Here is an 18,196-nt window from a genome sequence, read left to right on the forward strand (position 1 = left end):
ATTCATCCTGCCAGGGCCGCGCGCGCGGCGATGAATGCGTCCACCACCTTGTCGACGTCCGCGGTGGAGTGGGCGGCCGACAGCTGGACCCGGATGCGGGCCTTGCCGTGCGGCACGACGGGGTACGAGAAGCCGATGACGTAGACGCCGCGCTCCAGGAGCAGCTCCGCCATGCGGCCCGCCTCCGAGGCGTCGCCGATCATGACCGGGGCGATGGGGTGCTCGCCGGGCAGGATCTCGAAGCCGGCCTCGGTCATGCGGGAGCGGAAGAGGGCGGTGTTCTCCGCGAGGCGGGTGCGCAGGTCCTCGGAGTCCTCGATCAGGTCCAGGACCTTGAGGGAGGCCGCGGCGATGACGGGCGCGAGGGAGTTGGAGAACAGGTACGGGCGCGAGCGCTGGCGCAGCAGCGCGACGATCTCCGCGCGGGCCGCGACGTAGCCGCCGGAGGCGCCGCCGAGGGCCTTGCCGAGGGTGCCGGTGATGATGTCGACCCGGTCCATCACGCCGTGCAGGGCGTGGGTGCCGCGGCCACCGGGGCCGGTGAAGCCGACGGCGTGGGAGTCGTCGACCATGACCATCGCGTCGTAGCGGTCGGCGAGGTCGCAGATCTCGTCCAGCGGCGCGATGTAGCCGTCCATCGAGAAGACGCCGTCGGTGACGATGAGGCGGCGGCGGGCGTCGGACGCCTCCTTGAGGCGGGCCTCCAGCTCGGCCATGTCGCGGTTGGCGTAGCGCAGGCGGCGGGCCTTGGACAGCCGGATGCCGTCGATGATGCTGGCGTGGTTGAGCGCGTCGGAGATGACGGCGTCGTTCTCGTCGAGGAGGGTCTCGAAGACGCCGCCGTTGGCGTCGAAGCAGGAGCTGTAGAGGATCGTGTCCTCGGTGCCGAGGAAGGCGGACAGCCGGGCCTCGAGCGCCTTGTGGACCTCCTGGGTGCCGCAGATGAAGCGGACGGACGCCATGCCGTAGCCCCAGCGGTCCAGGGCCTCCTTGGCGGCGGCGGTGACCTCGGGGTGGTCGGCGAGCCCGAGGTAGTTGTTGGCGCAGAAGTTGAGGACGTCGCCGGGGACGCCGCCGGCGGTGACGGAGACGGAGGCGCTCTGCGGGGTGCCGATCACGCGCTCGGGCTTGAAGAGCCCGGCCTCGCGGATCTCGTCGAGGGTGCCGCGCAGGTCGTCGCGGACGGAGTCGAACATCGGGGTTCTCCCTGGGAAGCTGCGGGTGGTGCGGTGGGCCGTGCCTCGGGGGCCGGGAGGGGTCAGGCGGTCCAGTCGAGGACGACCTTGCCGCAACGGCCGCTCGCGGCGTCGTCGAAGGCGGCGTCGAAGTCGCGGTAGGAGTAGCGGCCGGTGACCACGGGGGCGATGTCGAGGCCGCCCTCCAGCAGCACGGACATGGCGTACCAGGTCTCGAACATCTCGCGGCCGTAGATGCCCTTGATGGTGAGCATCGACGTGACGATCTTGGCGAAGTCGACGGAGAAGTCCTCCGCGGGCAGGCCGAGCATCGCGATGCGGCCGCCGTTCGTCATGTTGCCGATCATGTCGCGCATGGCCTCGGGGCGGCCGGACATCTCCAGGCCGATGTCGAAGCCCTCACGCAGGCCGAGCTCGCGCTGGCCGTCGGCGATGGTGGTCTCGGCGACGTTGAGGGCGAGGCTGACGCCGACCTTGCGGGCGAGCTCCAGGCGGTACTCGCTGACGTCGGTGATGACGACGTTGCGCGCGCCGGCGTGCTTGGCGACGGCGGCGGCCATGATGCCGATCGGGCCGGCCCCGGTGATCAGCACGTCCTCGCCGACCAGGGGGAAGGACAGCGCGGTGTGGACGGCGTTGCCGAAGGGGTCGAAGATCGCGGCGATGTCGAGGTCGACGGGCACCCGGTGCACCCACACGTTCGACGCGGGCAGCGCGACGTACTCGGCGAAGGCGCCGTCCCGGCCGACTCCGAGGCCGATCGTGTTGCGGCACAGGTGGCGGCGGCCGGCCAGGCAGTTGCGGCACTTGCCGCAGACGAGGTGGCCCTCGCCGCTGACGCGGTCACCGGGCTTGATCTCGTCGACGCCGGAGCCCACGGCGGCGACCTCGCCGACGAACTCGTGGCCGAGCACCAGGGGGGTGCCCACGGCCTGCTGGGCCCAGCCGTCCCAGGCACGGATGTGCAGGTCGGTGCCGCAGATGCCGGTCCGCAGCACCTTGATGAGGACGTCCCCGGGACCGATCTCCGGCTCCGGGACGTCCCGCAGCCACAGGCCGGGCTCGGCCTTCTCCTTCACCAGTGCCTTCACTCTTGCGACTCCTGCCGGCAGACGATGTGGCCCGGCCCGCGCGGGGGGACGCGGACCGGGCACGAGGGAGCCCGGGCGGAGCGGCGGCGCCTATCGGCGCCGGCTCGCGCGATGCGCCGGGCACACAGCAATCTGCCCGGCTTCGAGCGTTCAGTCCATCGATCTTTTCTTAAGCTCGGCAACAGCGCAGCTTCACGCTCGGCCGGAAGGGTGGCGCGGGCCGCTCCGGCCCGGCGTCGCCGCGGCTCAGCGCGGGGCGAGCGCGGCCAGCTGCGCGGTGATGGTGTCGGTGTCCTGGAAGGTCAGCCCGATGCGGGCGACGTGCTTCCAGCGCACGATGCCCTCCGCGTCCACGATGAAGACCGAGCGCTTCAGGCCGAGGCCGGGCATGGTGATGCCGTAGGCCTTCGCCACCGTGCGCTCGGTGTCGGCGAGCAGCGGGAAGCGCAGGTCGCGCTTGCGGGCGAAGTGCTCGTGGCTGTCGAGGTCGCTGAAGTTGACGCCCCACACCGTCGCCCCGAGGTCGCGGAAGCGGTCCAGGTCGGAGGTGTAGGAGCAGAGCTGCTTGGTGCACACCGCCGAGTCGTCCCCGGGGTAGAAGGCGAGCACGACGGGGGCGCCGCGGTGCGCGGACAGGGAGTACTCGCCGCGCTCGGCGTCGCCCGATCCGGTGAGCAGGACTCCCGGGAGCGTGAAGTCGGGGGCGGGGGTGCCGGTCTCGGGTACGGGCATGGCGGGGTCCTCTCGCGGGGGCGGGCTCGGGTCGTCGGGACGACGATACAGAACGTTCTTTCTTGCCGGGACGCTACGCGGTGCCGTCCGCTACCGTCAAGGACATGAGTGCCCCTCCCGCCGTTCCCCTGGTCACGTACGCCGCCGCGGACGCGCCGCCGCGTGACCGCATCCTGGCCACCGCGGCCCGGCTGTTCTACGCCGAGGGGATCCACGCGGTGGGCATGGACCGGATCGTCACGGAGGCGTCCACCACCAGGGCGACGCTCTACCGGCACTTCCTGGGCAAGGAGCAGCTCGTCCTGAGCTACATCCAGGCCACCGACGAGCAGATCCGCACCTTCACCGAGGCCGCGCTGGAGGGCCTGGGCGCACGGGAGGCCCTGGCGGGGGTGGCCGGAGCGCTCGGCGACCAGCTCTGCTCCCCGGGCTTCCGCGGCTGCCCGTTCCTCAACGCGGCCGCGGAGTACCCGGACCCGGCCGACCCCGTCTCGCGCGCGATCGTGGCCCACCGGGACTGGCTGCGGGAGCTGGTCGCCCGGCTGCTCGCGGAGGCGGGCGCCCCCGAGCCCGCCGAGGACGCGGCGACGCTGATGATGCTGCGCGACGGCGCCGTGATGACCGCCGCGCTCGGCGACCCGGATGCGGTGCGCGCCTCCCTGGACCGGGCGGTCCGGCACGTCCTGCGCTCCGCCGGGGTGGGGTGAGCGCTCCCGGCACGGCGCGTCCGCCTGTGGGGGCTGACGGCTTTGGGCTCCGGTCGCGGCCGGTCGAGGTCCGCACCGCGCGGGCCCGCACGGCTCACACCGCGTCCGGCGCCGGCCGGCGTGGGCACACCGCTCGCGTGACGCGCGGGGCGCCGGGCCCACCCCGTGTCGGACGACGGCACGACGCGGCCCGGGGCCGCCCGGTCGGCGTCCGCGGCTGTGCGGGCCCCGCGCAGGGCAGCGGCCCGGCCGTCGTATGTACCGGCGCGCGGAGGCCGCGACCCGGCACCGCGCGCGGGGGCGGCGCCCCAGCGGCCCGGCCGGGCTCAGCCGGCGTGTGTGGAGAAGAGGCCGCCGGTGGGGCCCTGCTTGTCGCCGCCCTGGGCCTTCTTCAGCGCGTTGGCCAGGCCCTCGATGGTCATGGACTGCAGGATGACGCGCCCGTTGCCCTCCAGGGTCGCCAGCGACAGCCCCTCGCCGCCGAAGACGGCGTTCATGATCCCCTGCCGGTTGAGCCCGCCGATGCGCTGCACGCCGTAGCGGACCCCGTCCTCGAAGGCGACGATGCAGCCGGTGTCGACCTCGATGCGCCCGCCGAAGTCGGCGGGGTTGAGGTCGATGAAGTTGCCTGCGCCGGCGATGATCACCGTGCCGCGGCCGGTGAACTTCTCCAGGACGAAGCCCTCGCCTCCGCTGGTGCCGGTGCGGCCGCCCTGGAAGGCGATGCCGAAGTCGACGGTCGACTCGGCGGCCACGAAGGCGTCCTTCTCCGCGTACCAGGCGCGCGACCCGTCCAGTTCCAGGGCGCGCATCTCCCCGGGCAGGACGCCCGCGAAGCCGACGGTGCCCTCGCCACCGCTCGCGGTGAAGTACTGGAAGGCGATGCTCTCGCCCGCCAGCATCCGCTGGCCGACCTGCATGGCCGTGCCCATCGCCTGGCGGAGCATGCCGCCCATGCCGCCGCCCGCCGCGCCGCCCTGGGCCTCGCGCTGGGCGCCGGGACCCGCCAGGCGGGTGTCCATGCTCACGTTCGCGGTCTTGAACAGGAACTTCCCCGCCTCGCAGTAGACGGTCTGGCCGGGCTCAAGGGTGCACACGGCCATCTGCATGGCGTTGCCGACGATCTGCTGCTTCAGGGTCACTGCGGTGCTCCGGGTGGTCTCGGGACGTCCTCGTTCAGACGGATGTACCCGACAACGAACGACCCGGACGATTCGGTTCCGCTTGCTCCTCGGGCCGCGCGGCGGGGGCGGGCGGGCGGCCGCCGGCGTCGAGGAAACGGGCGAGCGGCAGGGTGGCGGCGCCGACCGTGACCGCGTCCGTCCCGAGCCGGCCCAGCTCGATGGAGGTCTGGGCGCAGGGATGGTGCAGCGCGTAGGCGGCGGTGGCCTCGCGGACCGCGTCGAGCAGCCGTGGGCCGATCATCAGGCCGGTCCAGCCGGACAGCACGATGCGCTCGGGGTTGAAGAGGTTGACGAGGTCGGCGATGCCCGCACCGAGGTACTCGGCGGTCTCGTCGAGCAGCGCGACGGCGGCGGCGTCGCCGGCCTCGGCGGCGTCGAGGAGGGCGGCGATCGCGGCCTCCTCGCTCACCCCGGTGGGCGCGTCCCAGCGTTCGATGAGCGCCTCGGCGCCCACGTAGGCCTCCAGGCAGCCGCGGGCGCCGCAGCGGCAGCGCCGCCCGCCGACCTGGAGGGTGGTGTGGCCCCACTCCCCCGCGCTGCTGCTGGCGCCGCGGTACGGCTTGCCGTCGGCGACCACGCAGGCGCCGACCCCGGAGCCGAGCAGCGCGATCACGGCGTTGCGGGCGCCGCGCCCGGCGCCGAACCACATCTCGGCCTGGCCGAGGGTCTTGGCGCCGTTGTCGATGTGGAGCGGCAGGGCGGTGCCCTCGGCGAGCAGCGCGCCGAGGGGGACGGCGTCCCAGTCGATGGTCTGGCCGTGGACGACCGCGCCGGCGCCGCCGGTGCCCTGCTCGACGATGCCGGGCACGCCGATGCCCACGCCGAGCACGAGGGCGGGATCGACGCGGCTGTCCTCCAGGACGACGGAGAGGCCGTCGAGGATGAGCCGGACGACGAGGGCGACGTCGTGGCCGCTGTCGGCCAGCGGGCGGTCGGTGGAGGAGAGTTCGGTGAGGGCGAGGTCGAAGAGGGTGACGCGGACCCGGGTCTCGCCGACGTCGACGCCGATGAGGAAGCCGTGGCGGGGGGCGACCTTGAGCATGACGCGGGGGCGTCCGCCGTCGGACTCGACGGAGCCGGCCTCCTCGACGACGCCGTCGGCGATGAGCTCGGCCACGACGTTGCTGATGGAACCTGTGCTCAGTCCGGTGTCCCTGGCCAACTCCTGACGGCTGAGGGGTCCTTCGAAGTACAGGTGACGCAAGAGCGCCGAACGGTTGCCCCGCCGCAGGTCGCGTACGGTCCGCTTGCCTCGGTCTGCCATGGTGCTCCCTCCCCGGCTGAATCTATCGCTGCGCCAAGTCTTGACGCCAGGTTTTCTCAGACGTTAAATCACGCCTTGAATTAAGGCGTGACGTTCTTCACTTCCCGAAGGCACCCACCCTGGAGAGGGATCCCCGGTCATGCACATCACCCGTACCACGGCCGCCGTGACGCTCGCGGCCGCGCTCATCGCCTCCGCCACCGCGTGCGGCGGCGGCTCCTCGACCGACGGCAGCGGCAACGGCAGCCCCAAGGAGCTCACCTACTGGGCCAGCAACCAGGGCGCCAGCCTCGAGGCGGACAAGGCGACCCTGACGCCCGAGCTCAAGAAGTTCGAGAAGCAGACCGGGATCAAGGTCAAGCTCGAGGTCATCCCGTGGTCCGACCTGCTGAACCGGATCCTCGCCGCGGCCACCTCCGGCCAGGGCCCCGACGTCCTCAACATCGGCAACACCTGGTCCGCCTCGCTGCAGGCCACCGGCGCGCTGCGCCCCTTCGACGCCAAGGCCTTCGACGCCATCGGCGGCAAGGACCGCTTCGTCTCCTCGGCCCTTGGCGCGACGGGCGCCGAGGGCAAGGACCCGGCCGCGGTCCCGCTGTACTCGCTGGCGTACGGCCTCTACTACAACAAGAAGATGTTCGCCGACGCGGGCATAGCCAACCCGCCCGCCACCTGGGACGAGCTCGTCGCCGACGGCAAGAAGCTCACCAAGGGCGGCAAGTACGGCCTCGCCGTCGAGGGCGGCAACCTCTCCGAGAACGTCCACCACGCCTTCGTCTTCGGCAAGCAGCACGGCGCCGACTTCTTCGACGCCTCGGGCAAGCCGACGTTCACCACCCCCGAGGCGGTCGCGGCCGTCAAGCAGTACATCGACTTCATCGCCAAGGACAAGATCGCGGCCCCCGGCAACGCCGAGTACGCCGCCAACCAGTCCGTCGCCGACTTCGCCACCGGCAAGGCCGCCATGCTGCTGTGGCAGGCCGCCGGCTCCTCGCTGAAGTCCCACGGCATGAAGCCCGAGGACTACGGCGTCGCCCAGGTGCCGTTCCAGGCCGCGGGCGCCTCCGGCGACACCGCCGTGAACTCGATGGTCGCGGGCATCAACCTGGCCGTCTTCAAGAAGACCGACAACGTCGACGGCGCCCTGAAGTTCGTGAAGTTCATGACCAGCGACGACGAGCAGAAGCTCCTCAACGGCACCTACGGCTCGCTCCCGCCGGTCAAGGCCGCCCAGTCCGACCCGGCCTTCGCCACCCCGGACCTGAAGGTCCTCGCGGACGCGCTCGCCAACAGCGCGGCGCCGCTGCCGCAGGTCGCCAACGAGAGCCAGTTCGAGACCGCCGTCGGCACCGCGATGAAGGACCTGTTCGCCGACGCCGCCGCCGGGAAGCCGGTCACCACCGAGAGCGTCAAGGCCGCCCTCGAAAAGGCCCAGCAGCAGATGCCGGCGTCGTGAGCGTGAAGGAACCGATGACCACCACCGTGCCGCCCGTCCGGCACAGCTCCAAGACGCCTTCCCCCGGCGGCCGGCGGGCCGCCGGGGGGAGGGCCCCGCTGTCGCGGCTGCGCCTGCCGGCGCGGCTGCGGCGCGCGTCGCTCCCGTACGTCCTGCTGCTGCCGGCCCTCGCGCTGGAACTGCTCATCCACCTGGTGCCGATGGTCGTCGGCGTCGTGATGAGCTTCAAGGAGCTCACGCAGTTCTTCATCAGCGACTGGTCCGCCGCGCCCTGGAAGGGCCTGGACAACTACCGCGTGGCGGTGGACTTCAACGCCCCGGTCGGCGAGGACCTGCTCAAGTCATTCCTGGTCACCTGTGAGTTCACGGTGCTGGCGGTCGGGCTGTCCTGGCTGTTCGGCACCGCCGCCGCGATCCTCATGCAGGACGCCTTCCGCGGCCGCGGACTGCTGCGCGCGGTGTTCCTGGTGCCGTACGCGCTGCCGGTCTACGCGGCGGTGATCACCTGGTCGTTCATGTTCCAGCGGGACACCGGCATGATCAACCACGTCATCCACGACCAGCTGCACCTCACCGACGGCCGGCCCTTCTGGCTGATCGGCGACAACAGCTTCTACGCGCTGGTGACGGTGTCGGTGTGGCGGCAGTGGCCGTTCGCCTTCCTGTGCCTGATGGCCGGTCTGCAGAACATCCCGCGCGAGCTGTACGAGGCGGCGGCGATGGACGGCGCCGGGATCTGGCAGCAGATCCGCAGGATCACCCTGCCGTCTCTGCGCCCGGTCAACCAGGTGCTGGTGCTGGTGCTGTTCCTGTGGACGTTCAACGACTTCAACACGCCCTACGTGCTGTTCGGGCGGGCGGCGCCGGACGCCGCGGACCTGATCTCGATCCACATCTACCAGTCGTCCTTCGTGACCTGGAACTTCGGCTCCGGCTCGGCGATGTCCGTGCTCCTGCTGCTGTTCCTGCTCGTCGTGACGGTGCTCTACCTGCTCGCGACCTCCCTGAGGAGGAAGGATGCCTGACGTCCGCAGCCCCATGGCCGCGCCGCGCTCCTTCGTGTGGACCCGCCGGATCGTGCTGACCGTGCTGACGGCCTTCGCGCTGGCGCCGGTGTTCGTCATGGTCGTCTCGTCGCTGAAGCCGCTGCAGGACGTGCAGGGCCCGTTCCGCTGGTTCCCCAGCGGCTTCACCCTGCGCCCCTACGCCGACATCTGGCACACCGTGCCGCTCGCCCGGTACTTCGTGAACTCGCTGCTCGTGGCGGGCGGGGCGACGCTGTGCTCGGTCGCGGTCGCGATCTTCGCGGCGTACGCGGTGAGCCGCTACGACTTCAAGGGGCGCCGCTTCTTCTCGGTGACGATCCTGTCCACCCAGATGTTCCCCGGCATCCTCTTCCTGCTGCCGCTCTTCCTGATCTTCGTCAACCTCGGGAACGCGACGGGCATCGCCCTGTACGGCAGCCGCGGCGGCCTGATCCTGACCTACCTCACCTTCTCGCTCCCCTTCTCCATCTGGATGCTGGCGGGCTACTTCGACTCGATCCCCAAGGACCTGGACGAGGCCGCCATGGTCGACGGCTGCGGGCCACTGGGCGCGCTGTTCCGGGTGGTCGTCCCGGCCGCCGTCCCCGGCATCGTCGCGGTCTGCGTGTACGCCTTCATGACGGCCTGGGGCGAGGTCCTCTTCGCCTCCGTCATGACCAACGACACCACCCGCACGCTCGCCGTCGGCCTGCAGGGCTACGCCACCCAGACCGACGTGTACTGGAACCAGGTCATGGCCGCCTCGCTCGTGGTGAGCGTGCCCGTGGTCGCCGGGTTCCTGCTCCTGCAGCGCTACCTCGTCGCCGGGCTGACCGCCGGCGCCGTCAAGTGAGCCCCACCGCCCCTCAGCGTCCCCCGAACGAAAGGCAGTCCGTGACCCTCGACCTCAGCGCCCTCCCCGACGGATTCGTGTGGGGCGCCGCGACGGCCGCTTACCAGATCGAAGGAGCCGTGGCCGAGGACGGCCGTGCACCATCCATCTGGGACACCTTCTCCCGTACGCCGGGGAAGGTCGCGAACGGCGACACCGGTGACGTCGCCTGCGACCACTACCACCGCGTGCCGGAGGACATCGGCCTGATGGGCCGGCTCGGTCTGGACGCGTACCGCTTCTCCCTCGCCTGGCCGCGCGTGATGCCGCAGGGCGGCGGGCCGGTCAACCCCGCGGGCCTGGCCTTCTACGACCGCCTGGTCGACGGCCTGCTGGAGGCGGGCATCACCCCCTTCCCCACCCTGTACCACTGGGACCTGCCGCAGGCCCAGCAGGACCGCGGCGGCTGGCCGGAGCGCGAGACCGCGCTGCGCTTCGCCGACTACGCGGCCGTGGTGGCCGAGCGGCTCGGGGACCGGGTCACCCACTGGGCGACGCTCAACGAGCCGCTGTGCTCGGCCTGGATCGGCCACCTGCAGGGCGTGATGGCCCCCGGCCTCACCGACCTGACGGCCGCCGTCCGCGCCTCGTACCACCTGCACCTGGGCCACGGCCTGGCGGTGCAGGCACTGCGCGCGGCGGTCCCGCACGCGCAGATCGGCATCGTCAACAACCTCAGCCCCTGCGAACCGGCCTCCGACCGCCCCGAGGACGTCGCCGCGGCGCTGCGCTCCGACGGCCACACCAACCGCTGGTGGCTGGACCCGATCCACGGCCGCGGCTACCCGGAGGACATGCTGGAGCTGTACGGGGTCGAACTGCCCGTGCAGCCGGGCGACATGGAGACCATCGCCGCCCCGCTGGACTGGCTGGGCCTCAACTACTACTTCCGTGACATCGTTGCCGACGACCCGTCGGGGCCGGTCCCCCACACCCGTGCCGTACGCGTCCCGGACGTCCGCCGCACCGCGATGGACTGGGAGGTGCACGCCGGCGGTCTGGAGCGGCTGCTGCTGCGGCTGACCGAGGAGTACGGCGCCCGCAAGATCTACGTCACCGAGAACGGCTCGGCGTACGAGGACCGCGTCGGCCCCGACGGCCAGGTCCACGACCCCGAGCGCACCGCCTACCTGGAGGAGCACCTGGCGGCCTGCGCCCGTGCCGTGCGCGGCGGCGCCCCGCTCGCCGGCTACTTCGCCTGGTCGCTGCTGGACAACTTCGAGTGGGCGTACGGCTACGACAAGCGCTTCGGCCTCGTCCACGTCGACTACGAGACGCAGCGCCGGACCGTGAAGGGCAGCGGCCGCCGCTACGCCGACATCATCGCCGCCCACCGGCGCCGCGCCCGCAGCGCGGCCTGACCTCCCTCGCCATCCCGTCTCCACCCCCCACACAGGAGATCCGCGATGCCACACTCCCCCCACGTCAGACGCCTGATCGCCGTGCTCGCGGCGGTCGCCGCGGCTTTGGCCGGGTTGGTGCTCGCCGGACCGGGAGCGGCCGCCGCCACGGCCGTCCAGGTCACCATGACCACCACCTCCGACGGCAGGACCGTGGTCAAGGGCCTGCAGGCACAGACCCCGGCCGCCTTCGAGGCGGGCAACGGCAGCGGCGGCACGGTCATCACGGTGGACCCCGCCGCCCGCTACCAGCCCTTCGAGGGCGGCGGGGCGTCCTTCACCGACAGCGCCGCCTGGCTGATGAACTCCTCCGGCGCCCTGTCGGCGGCCACCCGTGACGCAACCATGCGCAAGCTGTTCTCCCCCACGGAGGGCATCGGCCTGGGCTTCCTGCGCAACCCGATGGGTGCCTCGGACATCGCGCGCAGCCACTACACGTACGACGACACCTGCTGCGACCTGTCGGACTTCTCCATCTCCCGGGACCTGACCGACGTCCTGCCGCTGACCCAGCAGGCGCGCCGGCTCAACCCGGCACTGAAGATCATGGCGGTGCCGTGGTCGGCGCCGGCGTGGATGAAGGACAACGGCAAGCTGACCCAGATGGGCAAGCTCAAGCCGGAGTTCTACGACACCTACGCGCAGTACTTCGTGAAGTACCTGCAGGCGTACGAGCAGCGCGGCGTCCACGTCGACTACGTCTCGGTGCAGAACGAGCCGCAGTGCTGCGGCGCGAACAGCAGCTACCCCACGATGGAGTGGACGGCGGCCACGCTGCTGGACTTCACCAAGAACCACCTCTTCCCGGCGTTCCGTTCGGCCGGGATCACCACCAAGGCGCTGATCCACGACTGGAACCACGGCGACTGGAACACCACCGGCGCCGGCCAGCTCGCCGACGCCGCCCTGCGCGGCGACCCGCTCTTCGGCGGCGTCGCCTGGCACGGCTACGCGCCCACGCCGCCGGACTACGCGCTGGGCAGCACCGTCCAGAGCCAGTACCCGGGCGTGGCGCAGTACGAGACCGAGCACTCCGGCGGCACCTGGGTCACCGACCAGCAGCTGGAGGACCTGCGGGACATCACCGGCTTCACCCGCAACTGGGCCCGCGCGTACGTGAAGTGGTCGCTGGCGCTGGACCAGGCGATGGGCCCGCACGCGGGCGGCTGCGGCACCTGCACCGGCCTGATCACGGTGCACAACGGCGACGCGCGCAGCGGGCAGGTCGACTACACCGTCGAGTACTACACGATGGGCCAGCTGACGAAGTTCGTCCGCGCGGGCGCGGTGCGGATCGGCAGCAACGCCACCGACCCGGTGTGGAACACGGCCTTCGTCAACACCGACGGGCAGCGGGTGCTGGTCACCCACAACTCCTCGTCGTCCGCCCAGCAGATCACGGTCCGCGAGGCCGGGCAGCACTTCTCGTACAGCCTGCCCGCCCGCGCCACGACCACGTTCACCTGGTCCGGCGCGCCGACCGGCGGCGACGGCGGAGACGGGGACGGCATCAGCACCTCCGCCTGGTACCAGGTGGCCGGCGCCGGCTCCGGCAAGTGCGTGGACGCCAAGGACCGGGGCACCGCCAACGGCACCGCGGTGCAGCAGTGGAGCTGCGTCGCCGGGCAGGCCAACCAGCAGTGGCAGTTCCGCCCGACCGACGGCGGCTACTACCGGGTGGTGAACCGCAACGCGACCGCCACCGAGCAGGTCTGGGACGTCACCGGCGGGGCGTCGGCGACGGGTGACTCCGTGCCGGTGCAGACCTGGCAGTGGTCCTCGGGCGCCAACCAGCAGTGGAAGCCGGTGCTCCAGGCGGACGGGTCGTACGTCCTCACGGCACGGCACAGCGGCAAGTGCCTGGACGTCACGGCGGCCTCGACGGCCGACGGCGCCCTGCTGCAGCAGTACACCTGCAACGGCACCACCGCCCAGTCCTTCCGGCTGACCCCGGCGGGCTGACCGACCCCGCGCGGCACCGGCGTACGAGGGAGACGCCGGCGCCGCACGGCACCAACCCCCCTCCGGGGCACCGGGGCCCCGGAGGGGACGCACTGTCGGCGCCGCGCGCCATACTCGCGCCATGGATGCCTTCACGCCCGACGTCTCCGCGGCACCCCGGCCTGCCCCCGCGTGGGTGGAGTCGATGGGCGGCCCGCTGATCGTCGTTCCCGTCTCCGCCCTGTCCGCCTGGGGCGGCTGCACGGAGCAGGGGATGGTCGTCGGCGACGGGGACGTCCCCGACGACTACGACCGGGCCTGCGCCGTGGACGACCTCGCGGGGGTGATACCCATTGGCGACGACGGCGGACAGGGGCTGGTCCTCGGGGACATGCCCGCCAGGACGTGCTACCTCCCGGCGCACCGGGCGTTCCTGCGCTGGGGCGGCGCCGACTCCGAGGCCGAACTGGTCGCGGCGGCCGAGACGGTTCTCGCCGATCCCGCCGTCGAGTGGGAGGCGTCCGGGACGTGGCGGACCGACGGGCCCGCGGTGCTCATGGACTCCGCCGAGGCAGGCGGCCTGCTGGGCGTGGAATACCCCGGCGGCGGCAGGCCCGAACAGGCCCCCGTCCCGCTGCCTCACGGGCGCTGGGCAGTCCAGTCCGTCCATGCGAGGGCCTGCGACCGCACCTCGCTCGATCTGGTGCGGCTCGTGCCCGTCGCCTCTTGAAGCCCGTCAGGCCAGGGTGTCCCACCGCCGGACGAGGCGGTCGGCGCCCGCGTCGGTCAGCGAGCCCCACAGGCGCAGCCGGGCGATGCCGCCGTCGGGATAGGTCTCCAGGCGCACGTGGGTGGCGGGCGGGGTGTCGACCACGAAGCGGTGGACGGTGTCGGGCTGCAGGGGGGTGCGGGGCAGGATCTCGAACCAGTCGCCGTCCTCGCCGTCGCGGCCGAGCAGGGCGGCCCAGCCGGCGGCGTTGCCCTTGTAGTAGCCGGTGTCGATCTCGGCGGCGCGGACGGCGCCCTGCCCGGCGAGGCGGTAGCGCGCCCAGTCGTGGCGCTTGTCGCGGCGGCGGCGGGTCTCCCAGCCGTCGCCCATGCGGCGGGACGTGCCCGGCAGGATCGGGTTGAGCGGGGAGGAGTAGAAGCGGTCGGAGACGTCCTCGGCGGTGCCGCCGTTCTCCAGCGCGACCAGGTCGAAGGTGCCGAGCGCGGTCAGCCACGCCGGGTCGGGGACGACCTCGCCGTGGACGCGGAGCCGGGCGATGCCGCCGTCGGGGAACTGCTTGAGCCGCAGGTGGGTGAAGCGGCGCTCCACGGCCACCTCGAAGCCGTTGGCGGCGTGGCCGCCGACGGCCGTGCGGGGCACGAGCTCGGTCCACTCCACGCCGTCGGCGAGCAGGTCCGCGGGTGCGGCGGCCAGGGGCGCGCAGGTGGCCTCGACGGCGATCTGCTGGGGGTGGTTGCCGCGGAAGTGGGCGGTGTCCACGACCAGGCCGCGCACGACCCCGGGGGCGGCCAGGCGGATCAGCGCCCAGTCGTGGTCGGCGTCGGCGGGGTGCGGGTCGGCGGCGTCGGTGCCGCGGCGGCGGCGGGTCTCCCAGCCGTCCATGACCTGGCCCTTGTGGCCGAAGTGCTCGGCGCGGAACTCGGGGCGTCCGGGGACGAGCAGGTTCTCCCGCTCGGCGAAGAACTCGTCGTTGGCGGCGATCACCCCGGCGCCCAGGCGCCGGTCGGCGAGGTCGACGAGGCCCGTGAAGGGCAGGTCGGCGCCGCGGTAGTCGGCGTAGGGGTCCCCTCCGGGGTACGGCTGGGCGGCGCCGGTGTACCGGGGTGTGGCGGTCACGCGTTCTCCCTTGTGATGAGGCGGCCGGAGGGGTGGGCCGGGGTGCCGTGGTCGGCGATCCGCTCGCCGCGCAGCCAGGTGCTCCGTACGACCCCCTGGAGGGTGCGGCCCGCGTAGGCGGTGACCTGGTTGCGGTGATGGAGCACCGCCGGGTCCACGGTGAAGCTCTCGTCGGGCGCCAGGACGGCGAAGTCGGCGTCGTGGCCGGGCGCGACGGCGCCCTTGGCGGTGAGTCCGGCCAGGCGCGCCGGGCCCCGCGCCATCCAGCGGACCACGTCGGCGAGCGTGGCGCCACGCCGGCGGGCCTCGGTCCAGATCGCGGGCAGGCCGAGCTGGAGGGAGGAGATCCCGCCCCAGGCGGCGCCGAAGTCGCCGGTGTCGAGGTGCTTGAGGTCGACGGTGGAGGGCGAGTGGTCGGAGACCACGCAGTCCAGGGTGCCGTCGAGCAGGCCCTGCCACAGGGCCTCCCGGTTGCCCGCCTCGCGGATCGGCGGGCAGCACTTGAACTGGGTCGCGCCGTCGGGGACCTCCTCGGCGGTGAGCGTCAGGTAGTGCGGGCAGGTCTCGGCCGTCAGGCGTACGCCGTCGCGGCGGGCGGCGGCGATCAGCGGCAGGGCCTCGGCGGAGGACAGGTGCAGGACGTGCACCCGGCAGTCCAGGCGGCGGGCGAGGGCGATCAGCGCCTCGACGGCGGCGTTCTCGGCGGCGCGGGGGCGGGAGGCGAGGAAACCGGCGTACGCGGGCCCGGAGGGCTGCGGGGCGCCGTCGATGAGCCGGGGGTCCTCGGCGTGGACGATCAGCAGCCCGTCGAAGCGGGCGATCTCGCGCATCGCCTCCTCCAGTTCGGCCGGGGCGAGCTGCGGGAACTCCTCGACGCCCGAGGGCAGCAGGAAGCACTTGAAGCCGAAGACCCCGGCGTCGTGGAGCGGGCGCAGGTCCTTGGTGTTGCCGGGGACGGCGCCGCCCCAGAAGCCGACGTCGGTGTGGATCCGGCCGCGGGCGGTCGCGCGCTTGACCTCGAGGTGGTCGGTGGTGGTGGTCGGGGGGACGCTGTTGAGCGGCATGTCGATCAGCGTCGTGACGCCGCCGGCGGCGGCCGCCCGGGTGGCGGTCCCGAAGCCCTCCCACTCGCTGCGGCCCGGGTCGTTGACGTGCACGTGGGTGTCGACCAGGCCGGGGAGCAGGGCGTCCGCGCCGAGGTCGACCAGGCGGGCGCCGGCCGGGGGCTCGGTCCCGTACGGCAGGACGGCGGCGATCCGGCCGCCGGCCACGGCCACGTCGGCGGGGCGCTCGCCCTGCGGTGTGACCACCCGCGGTGAACGCAGCACCAGTTCGATCCCGTCAGCGGCCTCGGACACGCGTTCCCCTTCCACCGGCGCCCACAGAAATTCAACGTTCTGTTGAAATGCATCCTCCGCTCGCGCGCGAGCCTGCGTCAACCCCTGCCCGGGCACCACGGGAGGCTCCGGCAGTACAGTTGGAGAATTCCACCCAATGGAATGCGTTTTCCGCGCCCACCGGCCACCGCCGCGCCCACGACCGCCCCGAACGGCGATCGCATGCCTGGTCAGGGTCGGTAGGCTGCACCACTACACCGTCCGCCTGGGGAGGAAACGTGGCGTCAGACCGCGCCGGGGGCGTGCAGTCCCTCGAACGCGCCTTCGACCTGCTGGAGCGGATGGCCGACGCGGGCGGGGAGGTGGGCCTCAGCGAACTGTCCGCGAGCAGCGGGCTGCCCCTGCCCACGATCCACCGCCTGATGCGCACCCTGGTCGACTGCGGCTACGTGCGCCAGCAGCCCAACCGCCGCTACGCGCTGGGACCCCGGCTGATCCGCCTCGGCGAGAGCTCGGCCCGCCTCCTGGGCACCTGGGCCCGCCCCTACCTGGCGGAACTGGTCGAGGCGACCGGCGAGACCGCCAACATGGCGCTCCTGGACGGGGACGAGGTCGTCTACGTCGCCCAGGTCCCCTCACGGCACTCGATGCGGATGTTCACCGAGGTCGGACGGCGCGTCCTGCCGCACTCCACGGGAGTCGGCAAGGCCCTGCTGGCGCACGTCCCGCCGGAGGAGGTACGGGCCCTGCTGGCCCGCACCGGGATGCCGGCGGCCACCGAGCGGACCATCGTCGACCCGGACGCGTTCCTCGCGGAACTGGAGCACATCCGCGCCCAGGGCTACGCCGTGGACGACAACGAGCAGGAGGTGGGGGTCCGCTGCCTGGCGGTCACCGTCCCCGACTCCCCCACGGCCGCCGCCATCTCCATCTCCGGACCCGCCGGACGGGTGACCGAGGCGGCCACGGAGAAGATCGTGCCGGTGCTGCAGGGCGTGGCGCGGCAACTGTCGTCCGCGCTGGCCAGCAACGGCGCCGCCTAGCCCGGGGCATCACGATGCCGCTCGTGGATCGGGGGTCCGTACGCCCAGGCCGGCGCGGCAGCGGTGTGAGGGGCGGCCCAGGGCGGCTCGGGACGGCTCGGGGCACCTCACGGGGGTCTCACGGCGGCTTGACCTCGAGCGCACTCCAAGGCCTACGGTCGTCACCGTAGCGACCACGACCCCGGACGGGGAGAACCATGCAACTGGGCCTGCACCTCACGAAATTCGACCACCCCGAGGGACCCGCCGGGCTCGCGCCCGCGCTCGCCGCGGCCGGCGAGGCCGCCGAGTCGGCCGGCGCGGGCTGGCTGTCGGTGATGGACCACTACTTCCAGATGGAGAACAACGGGGGCGCCGAGGCGGCGATGCTGGAGGCCTACACGACGCTGGGCTTCCTCGCCGCCCGCACCTCCTCCGTACGGCTGGGCGTCCTCGTCACGGGGATCACCTACCGCCATCCCGGCCTGCTGGCGAAGATCGCGACCACCCTCGACGTGCTGTCCGGCGGCCGGGCGACCCTGGGCCTCGGCGCGGCCTGGTACGAGCGTGAGCACCTGGGCCTGGGCGTGCCCTTCCCGCCGCTCGCGGAGCGCTTCGAGCGACTGGAGGAGACGCTGCGGATCTGCCTGCAGATGTGGGACCAGGACGACGACGGCCCCTTCAAGGGCGCGCACTACTCACTGGCGGAGACCCGCTCCACCCCGCCCCCGGTGAGCACGCCCCGCCCCGAGATCATGATCGGGGGCGGCGGCGAGCGGAAGACGCTCCGCCTGGTCGCCCGGTACGCGGACGCCTGCAACCTCTTCGCCTCCTCGACCGCCGAGGTCGCGCACAAGCTGGACGTGCTGCGCGCGCACTGCGACGAGGCCGGACGCGACTACGCGCGGATCCGCAAGACCATGCTCTTCGTCGGCGAGTCCCTCCGCACCGGCGACACCGACGCCTTCGTCGCCGAGATGGCCGGTTACGCCGAACTCGGCATCGACACGGTCATCGTCGTGCCGCCGGACGCCGAACCGGCCGGCTGGATCGACAGCCACTGCGCGCCGGCCGTCCCCCGGCTGGCCGAGCTCGGCTGACCG

The 18,196-nt window shown here is 72.6% G+C and carries 16 protein-coding genes; 9 read left to right on the forward strand and 7 right to left on the reverse strand.

What is annotated here, in order from left to right:
• Positions 1-2: 2 nt before the first annotated feature.
• The 3 genes from ACFV3E_RS15430 to ACFV3E_RS15440 all read right to left on the reverse strand — a co-directional run bounded on the left by ACFV3E_RS15430 (position 3) and on the right by ACFV3E_RS15440 (position 3,019).
• Positions 3-1,196: a glycine C-acetyltransferase gene (locus tag ACFV3E_RS15430; protein WP_500535142.1), complete on the reverse strand. Its 1,194-nt coding sequence runs from the start codon at positions 1,194-1,196 to the stop codon at positions 3-5.
• 62 nt (positions 1,197-1,258) lie between these two features.
• Positions 1,259-2,287, reverse strand: coding sequence for an L-threonine 3-dehydrogenase (tdh, locus tag ACFV3E_RS15435; RefSeq protein WP_500535143.1), 1,029 nt, complete (start codon positions 2,285-2,287; stop codon positions 1,259-1,261).
• Between the two features lie 246 nt (positions 2,288-2,533).
• Positions 2,534-3,019, reverse strand: a complete 486-nt coding sequence (locus ACFV3E_RS15440; RefSeq protein ID WP_500535144.1) for a peroxiredoxin — start codon at positions 3,017-3,019, stop codon at positions 2,534-2,536.
• A gap of 104 nt (positions 3,020-3,123) precedes the next feature.
• Here ACFV3E_RS15440 and ACFV3E_RS15445 point away from each other — a divergent pair, with 104 nt between their 5' ends.
• Positions 3,124-3,726 carry a TetR/AcrR family transcriptional regulator gene (locus tag ACFV3E_RS15445; RefSeq protein ID WP_500535145.1) on the forward strand — a complete coding sequence of 201 codons (603 nt, stop codon included), beginning with the start codon at positions 3,124-3,126 and terminating at the stop codon, positions 3,724-3,726.
• A 326-nt stretch (positions 3,727-4,052) separates the two neighbouring features.
• Here ACFV3E_RS15445 and ACFV3E_RS15450 read toward each other — a convergent pair whose 3' ends face one another.
• Together ACFV3E_RS15450 and ACFV3E_RS15455 are read right to left on the reverse strand one after the other, a co-directional pair.
• On the reverse strand, positions 4,053-4,868 hold the full coding sequence (locus tag ACFV3E_RS15450; protein ID WP_500365236.1) for an AIM24 family protein: 816 nt from the start codon (positions 4,866-4,868) through the stop codon (positions 4,053-4,055).
• A 34-nt stretch (positions 4,869-4,902) separates the two neighbouring features.
• Positions 4,903-6,174, reverse strand: a complete 1,272-nt coding sequence (locus ACFV3E_RS15455) for an ROK family transcriptional regulator (protein ID WP_500535146.1) — start codon at positions 6,172-6,174, stop codon at positions 4,903-4,905.
• A gap of 139 nt (positions 6,175-6,313) precedes the next feature.
• On the opposite strand from ACFV3E_RS15455, the gene ACFV3E_RS15460 reads away from it, so the two are divergent.
• From ACFV3E_RS15460 to ACFV3E_RS15485, 6 genes are all read left to right on the forward strand, one after another.
• On the forward strand, positions 6,314-7,630 hold the full coding sequence (locus ACFV3E_RS15460; RefSeq protein ID WP_500321649.1) for an ABC transporter substrate-binding protein: 1,317 nt from the start codon (positions 6,314-6,316) through the stop codon (positions 7,628-7,630).
• A gap of 14 nt (positions 7,631-7,644) precedes the next feature.
• Positions 7,645-8,655 carry a carbohydrate ABC transporter permease gene (locus tag ACFV3E_RS15465; RefSeq protein ID WP_500535147.1) on the forward strand — a complete coding sequence of 337 codons (1,011 nt, stop codon included), beginning with the start codon at positions 7,645-7,647 and terminating at the stop codon, positions 8,653-8,655.
• The gene (locus ACFV3E_RS15470) at positions 8,648-9,508 is read left to right on the forward strand and encodes a carbohydrate ABC transporter permease (RefSeq protein ID WP_500365242.1); all 861 of its coding nucleotides are present in this window, start codon (positions 8,648-8,650) and stop codon (positions 9,506-9,508) included. The genes ACFV3E_RS15465 and ACFV3E_RS15470 overlap by 8 nt, the downstream gene beginning before the upstream one ends.
• A 41-nt stretch (positions 9,509-9,549) precedes the next feature.
• A complete protein-coding gene (locus ACFV3E_RS15475; protein ID WP_500535148.1) occupies positions 9,550-10,908 on the forward strand; it encodes a GH1 family beta-glucosidase in 1,359 nt (452 codons plus the stop codon).
• Positions 10,909-10,953: 45 nt separating this feature from the next.
• Positions 10,954-12,909 (forward strand): RICIN domain-containing protein, encoded by a 1,956-nt coding sequence (locus ACFV3E_RS15480; RefSeq protein WP_500535149.1) that lies wholly within the window; start codon positions 10,954-10,956, stop codon positions 12,907-12,909.
• A gap of 121 nt (positions 12,910-13,030) precedes the next feature.
• Entirely contained in the window at positions 13,031-13,618 is a 588-nt protein-coding gene (locus ACFV3E_RS15485; protein ID WP_500535150.1) for an Imm21 family immunity protein, read from the forward strand.
• 6 nt (positions 13,619-13,624) lie between these two features.
• Here ACFV3E_RS15485 and alc read toward each other — a convergent pair whose 3' ends face one another.
• Together alc and allB are read right to left on the reverse strand one after the other, a co-directional pair.
• Positions 13,625-14,734 carry an allantoicase gene (gene alc / locus ACFV3E_RS15490; protein WP_500535151.1) on the reverse strand — a complete coding sequence of 370 codons (1,110 nt, stop codon included), beginning with the start codon at positions 14,732-14,734 and terminating at the stop codon, positions 13,625-13,627.
• A complete protein-coding gene (gene allB / locus ACFV3E_RS15495; RefSeq protein ID WP_500535152.1) occupies positions 14,731-16,092 on the reverse strand; it encodes an allantoinase AllB in 1,362 nt (453 codons plus the stop codon). The genes alc and allB overlap by 4 nt, the downstream gene beginning before the upstream one ends.
• A gap of 257 nt (positions 16,093-16,349) precedes the next feature.
• Between allB and ACFV3E_RS15500 the strand changes: the two genes are divergently transcribed.
• Both ACFV3E_RS15500 and ACFV3E_RS15505 read left to right on the forward strand, forming a co-directional pair.
• Positions 16,350-17,114 carry an IclR family transcriptional regulator gene (locus ACFV3E_RS15500; protein ID WP_500365251.1) on the forward strand — a complete coding sequence of 255 codons (765 nt, stop codon included), beginning with the start codon at positions 16,350-16,352 and terminating at the stop codon, positions 17,112-17,114.
• A 197-nt stretch (positions 17,115-17,311) separates the two neighbouring features.
• Positions 17,312-18,193: an LLM class F420-dependent oxidoreductase gene (locus tag ACFV3E_RS15505; RefSeq protein ID WP_500535153.1), complete on the forward strand. Its 882-nt coding sequence runs from the start codon at positions 17,312-17,314 to the stop codon at positions 18,191-18,193.
• Positions 18,194-18,196 lie beyond the last annotated feature (3 nt).

The organism is Streptomyces sp. NPDC059718 (assembly GCF_042733315.1).
In the GTDB taxonomy this organism is placed as follows: domain Bacteria; phylum Actinomycetota; class Actinomycetes; order Streptomycetales; family Streptomycetaceae; genus Actinacidiphila.